This window comes from Pseudonocardia sp. (genome assembly GCF_025965585.1).
GTDB lineage: Bacteria > Actinomycetota > Actinomycetes > Mycobacteriales > Pseudonocardiaceae > Pseudonocardia.
The window spans coordinates 1-6,133 of sequence record NZ_JAOPWR010000265.1; the positions used below are offsets into that span (position 1 = coordinate 1).

General features: G+C 68.2%; 5 protein-coding genes. 3 read left to right on the forward strand and 2 right to left on the reverse strand.

What is annotated here, in order from left to right; translation table 11 throughout:
- Positions 1-609: 609 nt before the first annotated feature.
- On the reverse strand, positions 610-888 hold the full coding sequence (locus JWR81_RS16870; RefSeq protein ID WP_297653034.1) for a hypothetical protein: 279 nt from the start codon (positions 886-888) through the stop codon (positions 610-612).
- 206 nt (positions 889-1,094) lie between these two features.
- On the opposite strand from JWR81_RS16870, the gene JWR81_RS16875 reads away from it, so the two are divergent.
- Complete coding sequence (locus tag JWR81_RS16875) at positions 1,095-1,358, forward strand: hypothetical protein (protein ID WP_297653037.1); 264 nt, start codon at positions 1,095-1,097, stop codon at positions 1,356-1,358.
- A 474-nt stretch (positions 1,359-1,832) separates the two neighbouring features.
- On the forward strand, positions 1,833-4,454 hold the full coding sequence (locus JWR81_RS16880; protein WP_297653040.1) for a LuxR C-terminal-related transcriptional regulator: 2,622 nt from the start codon (positions 1,833-1,835) through the stop codon (positions 4,452-4,454).
- 99 nt (positions 4,455-4,553) lie between these two features.
- Here the strand turns inward: JWR81_RS16880 and JWR81_RS16885 are convergent, their stop codons facing one another.
- Positions 4,554-5,591, reverse strand: a complete 1,038-nt coding sequence (locus JWR81_RS16885) for an FUSC family protein (protein ID WP_297653043.1) — start codon at positions 5,589-5,591, stop codon at positions 4,554-4,556.
- A gap of 300 nt (positions 5,592-5,891) precedes the next feature.
- Between JWR81_RS16885 and JWR81_RS16890 the strand changes: the two genes are divergently transcribed.
- On the forward strand, positions 5,892-6,110 hold the full coding sequence (locus JWR81_RS16890; protein WP_297653046.1) for a hypothetical protein: 219 nt from the start codon (positions 5,892-5,894) through the stop codon (positions 6,108-6,110).
- Positions 6,111-6,133 lie beyond the last annotated feature (23 nt).

The following is a 6,133-nucleotide window of genomic DNA, read 5'->3' on the forward strand; positions in this document are numbered from 1 at the left end:
CCTCTGCCACACCTCGGCTCACGCCGCGCCGGACCGGCCCCCTTGGTCCGGCATGCGCCCTCGACCAACTCACTCAGGAGGCCGGGCTTGCCACATGAACCGAACTTGACTCGATCTCACCGGCTTCGTCGGTCCTAATCGACTAGCCCGGCCGTTGCGGTGGGGAAGCACACGGTTTCCCTGGGTGCCATACGGACTGCTGTGCATCTTGGCGAGATAGGTGCTGTTCGCGTTGCCCACATGGTTGAAAACAGCAGGGCGAGGATGGCCAGAATGAAGCCTCGGTCACTAATCACGCGCCACGAGGACGCCAGCGGCGTGTGTTGGCCGTGAATGGTGTCGCCTACCTGTCCGCTTGACCAGCGTGTTCATTACCCCCTTTAGCCCAGCGGGGCTGAGAATTATCAGCATCAGATCCTGCGGGACCGCAGCTCAGTCGCCGATCGTCGGATAACCCCATAGCAAGTGGGCCCCGAACTCCGGGAATCGTTCCCTCAATTGCGATGGCGTCGCCACCAGCCGCGCTAACGGGCGGCGAGTAGGGCGCCAAGCCGCCGCGGCCGCTGCCGACGAGCGCAGCCTCCTCGGCTGATCGGCGTACACCGACTGTCAGTCGACGAACCAGATCTCAGCGAGATCAACTGCGGCGATGCCCTGGTTGCCAGCGATCCGCTCGAGGGCGGCGGCCAGCTTCAGCGACAGCTCGACGGCCACTTCCGCCAGCCCGTCGACACCCGACTGGGCGAGGACCACTGCGATGACGTTCCGCGTGGCGGCGATGTGGCGCTCCCGACTCCGATCGTTTGACAGGACGGCCCGCACCGACTCGTAGGACCGCAGGCGGGCGGCCAGGTCAATGGACCGGCTCGGGTCAGCTGCCTCGCTCACCGCTGCGCTCCTCGGGGCCGGCCAACATGGTCGGACGAACAGGATTACCGCAGCCCCGTGTCCGATAGGCTATCCAGGCACTCTGGTTCCGAACCGTCAAGGGGTTCGGCGGCGTTCGCGTCGGCGGCGTGCCGCGTGGCGGGCTACTGTCACGCCGATATCGTCCGATCCGGCGCACCGTTCCCAGCGGCCCGAGGAGCATCAGCGTGGATGACCAGGCGAAGGATCTTTCCACGCGGCGGGGGGTCCTGAATTCCATGCGCGCGGTGTTGTCCGACGACCACAATTACGAGCTCGGGCTGGCGACTCTGCGTGAGGTTGTGCACCAAGTCGCCCGGCGGCAAGGCGCCGCCGGTCTCGGCGACCTCAGCGTGGCGCTATCGCTCGAGCTGGCGGAAGCGCTCGAGAGGATAGCCCGCGACGAGGGCCTGGCGGTTGCGGATCTTGCTGAGATCTGGTTCGCCGACTGAGCCGAGGGTTGAGCGGGTCCCCCGGCCCCGGCAATGCCCGTCCCGCCCGGGCGCCGGTGACGCTGCGTGGTGTCGCCGACTCACTCCGATCTGCAGTGGTTATCTCTTGTCATCTTCGCCGCGCAATTTGACCTGGGCTTACGGAAAGATCACATCTCGAACCTGGCGAAATGTATCTGCTCTCCAGTTGAGAGATACCTGTAGCGCGTCGCCGTATCTCGGCGAAGTTTTCGCAGGTCAGCGGCTGCTCGGGACCCGAAAGCACTTTCGGCCCTGCCGATGGACACAGCCACTGAGAGCCTCTAAGGTGAGGTCGGCCGGCACGGGCACTCCGGACCCTGGTGGGTGGGCAGGCGCCAGCGAGATCAGCGTCCGCGTTCGCTTTCTGAGCGCGGGCGAGATCTGGCTAATGCTTCACGATGAAGCATTCGGGCAATGGGTTTGACCCGAACGGGCTACTAGAGGTTGAGCATTATGCCGTTCGTTCCGCATGCGAAGATTACCGTGCCACAACTTCCGTCGGACTTCGTTCTCCGTCCGGCACTTCGGGCGGACCTCGCGGCAGCGGACACAGCGGACGTGGCGTTGGTGTGTGCCCCCGCCGGATACGGCAAGACGCTGCTTCTTGCGGATTGGGCACTCAGCAGCACCGCGGCGGAGGTGGCCTGGGTGGGCCTGGACCGCGACGACAACGACCCGAGTCGCCTGTGGGCTTCCGTGGTTGCCGCGGTCGCTGCCTGCCCGTCCGTGCCGTCGGATAGCCGCCTGCATGCCCCGTGGGTCTGGCGGCCCACCGCCCAGCCGGAGTTCCTCGCCGAACTCGGGCTCGCCCTGCAGCGGCTGCCCCGGCCGATCGTGTTGATCCTCGACGACGTGCACGAACTCGTCGACCCGCAGGCCCTCCACGGCGTCCAGATTTTCATGCGGAACCGCCCCTCCGGCGTTCAGCTCGTCCTGTCCAGCCGCCTCGATCCGCCGCTGTCGCTCCCGCGGCTGCGGCTTGCGGGCCGGCTGTGGGAGTTACGCGCCGAGCGGATGCGCTTCTCGCCGGCGGAGGCGGCGACGTTGCTCGAGCGCTCAGGTCTTCATCTCACGCCCGCGCAGGTCGAGGTGCTGCACCAGCGCACCGGCGGTTGGGCGGCGGGCCTGCGGCTGGCCGCGCGGGCCGTGGCCGAGACCGCCGACCGTGCCGGGTTCCTCGCCCAATTCTCCGGTGGAGAGCATTCAGTGGCCGACTACCTGGTCGAGGAGATCATCTCGCGCCTGCCGCAGGACATCCAGCAGTTCCTGCGCGTGATCAGCATCAGCGACCCTGTGCCGTGCGGGCTCGCCGCGGCGCTGTCGGGTCGGCAGGACGCCGGAAGCGTGCTCGACAGGCTCGAAAACCAGACCTCGCTCGTCTCGGCCACCGGACAGCGGCGCGACGGCTATCGCATCCAGGAGCTCCTGCGGACCTATCTGGTCGCCGACCTGCAGCGCCTGGGCCCGAAGCGGGCGGCCGAGCTGCACGCCACGGCGGCGCGCTGGTGGGTAGGCCAGGATCTGCCCATCCGCGCCCTGGACCACGCCGCCCGCAGCCGCGACAGCGAGCTGTTGTCAGACCTGCTTCGCCGATTCGCCGTGCCACTGATCCTCAACGGGGACAGCGGTCCGCTGCGCCGCGCGCTTTCCAGTCTGGGTGCTCAGGCCACGGCGTGCGACCCGTGGTTGGCGCTGACCTCGACACTTACCCACCTGCAGACCGGTGATGTGCTGGCGGCGCACGCTGACCTGCGTCAAGCACAGAGGTTCTGGCCGAGCCATGACACCGGTGATCTCGCCGTGCTGCGCGCGGCGGCCGAGCAGTTCGCCGCCGTACCGTTCGGCGAGGGGGCGTCCCGGTCCGCGACCACGGGTATCGGTGAGTTGCCGACCGAACCGCAGCTGGAGGCGCTCGCCCGGTTGAGCCGGGGCAGCGCGCTGCTGCTTGAACATGACGACCGGGCCGGGGCGCGTGCCGATCTCGAGGCCGCTCTGGTGCTGGCCCGCCGCCACGGCTTCGACTATCTGTCAACGCAGTGCCTGGTGCTGCTGAGCGTCACGGCGGCTGTCTCCGGCGACCTACGCACCATGCGGGCGCTGAGCACCGAGGCCGTCGCGGCGATGTCGAATCACGGTTGGGAAGCCACGATGGGGTCCGCGGTCGCGTCCGCGATGCTCGCGTACACCGCGCTGCTGCGCTGCGAGGCCCGTGACGCCGAATGCCTCTCGGCGCAGGGCCTCGCGCTCGGGCCGGTGGTGTCGTGCCCACCCCTGTGGTTCGCGCTGCGGATGGTGCACGGCGCTGCGGTCTTCGACCGCGGCGACCGGATGAGCGGGCTGACCGAGCTGCAGCAGGCGCGCGCGGAGATCGGCGAGCTCCGCACCCCGGTGGCGCAGGCCGCGTCGGCCGCTGTGCTCGAGTTTCGCGCGGCCCTGCTACTCGGGCACACCACGGCGGCCAGAACGGTGCACGGCTGGCTGGCCGGCCGCTCCGACGGCAACGCCGAGTTGCTGCTCATGCGGGCCTGGACCGAATCGGCCCGCGGCAGGCACGAGCGCGCACGAGCGGTCGTGCACCCCGTCCTCGACGGATCCGTGCCAGCGCTGCTCCCACACACCCTGGTCGAGGCCTTTCTGCTGGAGACGACGCTGGCGCTTGCCACCGGCGAACGACCCGCCGCCCGCCGCGCCCTACAGGCAGCGTTGGCCGCCGCCCAGCCGATTGACGCGCTGCGACCATTCTCCCAAGCCGGACCCAGCGTCCGCGCGCTGCTCGCGCTGCAGCATGGCAGTTTCGGCGGAGCTGACGCCTTCGCCCAGCGTGCGCTGGCCGCGGGTGCGGGTGGCGGCGAGGAACGATCGACAATGTTGAGCCAACGGGAGCTCACCGTGCTCGGGCTGCTGCCGTCGCTGCTGTCGTTGGACGAGATCGCCGCCGACCTGACCGTCTCGGTGAACACGGTGAAAAGTCATGTGCGGTCGATCTACATGAAACTCGGCGTCAGCAGCCGCCGGATGGCTGTTCTCTCCGCGCACGAACGCGGCCTGCTCGCAAGCAACGCGCGGCCGGACTGAACGCCGGCTACACGCCCGTTCGCCGGCGGGCTCAGCTGTGGTGGGCTTGGTTCATTCGTGCGTCGCGGACTGTGGCGCGGAGGGCACCTGGAGGTGAGCTCATGTCGTCTGCGGTGCCCGAAGCTGGGTGTGCTTCTGGATCAGGTCCGCAAGGAAGGTGATGGCGATGGCGATCCCGACGCCGACGAATGTGTAGACCACTCGCATCCTCTCGTCGGCGAAGTCGGAGGGGTGGGGCAGGTCCATCGCGATCAGGATGGCCGCGGCCGTCGCGGCGGTGGACAGGGCGTAGTTCACCCCGCTGATGGACACACTCACCGCGCCGAGTACCACGACGATCACCACGGTCACGATCCTGTTGTCGATCGTCAGCAGGACCAGCCCGGACAATGCGGCACCCAATATCGCGCCGGCCAGGCGCTGTTCGGCCGCCAACACCGACTGGTCCCAACTGGGTTTCATCGTGACCAGGGCCGCGAGGGGCATCCACGATGCGTTGGGCAGATTCAGCCCGAAAGAAATGGCGACGGCGATCGACACGGCGAGGGCCCGAATCAGGGCAAACAAGATCAGCGGTGGGGTCAACTCGTGCGGCGCGGTGTCCCCGGGGACCGCCTCGGCCGGCGCCGGCCGCGGTCCTCGCCCATGCGCCAACCACACAACGCCGCTGACAGCGATCCAGAGCGCGCATCCAACGAGCCAAGCCAGGGTGTGTTGCCAGGTGTTGGCCTGAACCCGATCCAGGTTGTACAGGGATGGTTGGGCGAGCGCGAGGATGAACCAGAAGTTGAGCAGCATGCCCGCCACGAATCGGTGCAGCCCGAATTTCACCGCCAACCCGCCCAGCAAGGTCACGATGAAGGCGGCGAGCACCGCGTATCCCCACGGCCCTCCCCCGATACCGAATCCGAGTGCGGTCAGCAGCGCGCCGGTGAGCGCGAACACGGTCATGGCCCGCAGTCGGTACCCGTACTCACCGCCGGGGTCGACCAAAGCCACGAACAGCACCCCGAGCACCACGGGCAGCAGGTACTTCTGCTGCCCGAGCGCGATGGCCGCAGCAGCCAGCACCACCAAGACCACCTCGACGATGACCCCTCGGCGCACGTTGAGTTTGTCGCGCTTCAACTCGAACATTCTCGCTAGATGGCTCACGGCTCGGGTCTCCTCCGGCTCGGATCTCCTCGCGGGTGCGGGCGCTCACGGCTGAGCCGTGCCGCTTGGCGCGGTCGTGGACCGATCGAACACCCCGGGGCGTCCGGGGTCCTCACCCGCGCCGGGGGATCAGCCGACAGCCTGCTCCGGCGCCGCCGGCCCGCAGAATGCCTCACCCGACCCGTGCGATGACACCGCGCTCGCCGGGTGCCACTGTCTGCAGGTCGGTCGACGCGGCATGGACGACCGAACGCCCCGACACCAGAAAGGCCGGTGATCGGCATGCGGTTCGAGTTTCGGGTCGACGGCACACTTTCCGAGGCGGACCGAGCCGAGTTCGCCGATCTGCGGATCAGCGAGACACCGCCCCAGACCATCCTCGTCGGCGAAGTCCTCGACCAGTCCCACCTGCACGGCATCATCGCGCAGCTGCAAATCCTCGGGATCACCGTGGTGTCCGTGCACGAGGTTCCCGACGCTCCCGAGGAGGACCACGACTGATAAGGCAACGAAATCGCCCGCGG

Excerpts from the sequence above, each read along its gene's own strand:
- JWR81_RS16880 (WP_297653040.1), top strand. The coding sequence starts at position 1,833 with ATGCCGTTCGTTCCGCATGCGAAGATTACCGTGCCACAACTTCCGTCG.
- JWR81_RS16885 (WP_297653043.1), bottom strand. The coding sequence starts at position 5,591 with ATGTTCGAGTTGAAGCGCGACAAACTCAACGTGCGCCGAGGGGTCATC.
- JWR81_RS16890 (WP_297653046.1), top strand. The coding sequence starts at position 5,892 with ATGCGGTTCGAGTTTCGGGTCGACGGCACACTTTCCGAGGCGGACCGA.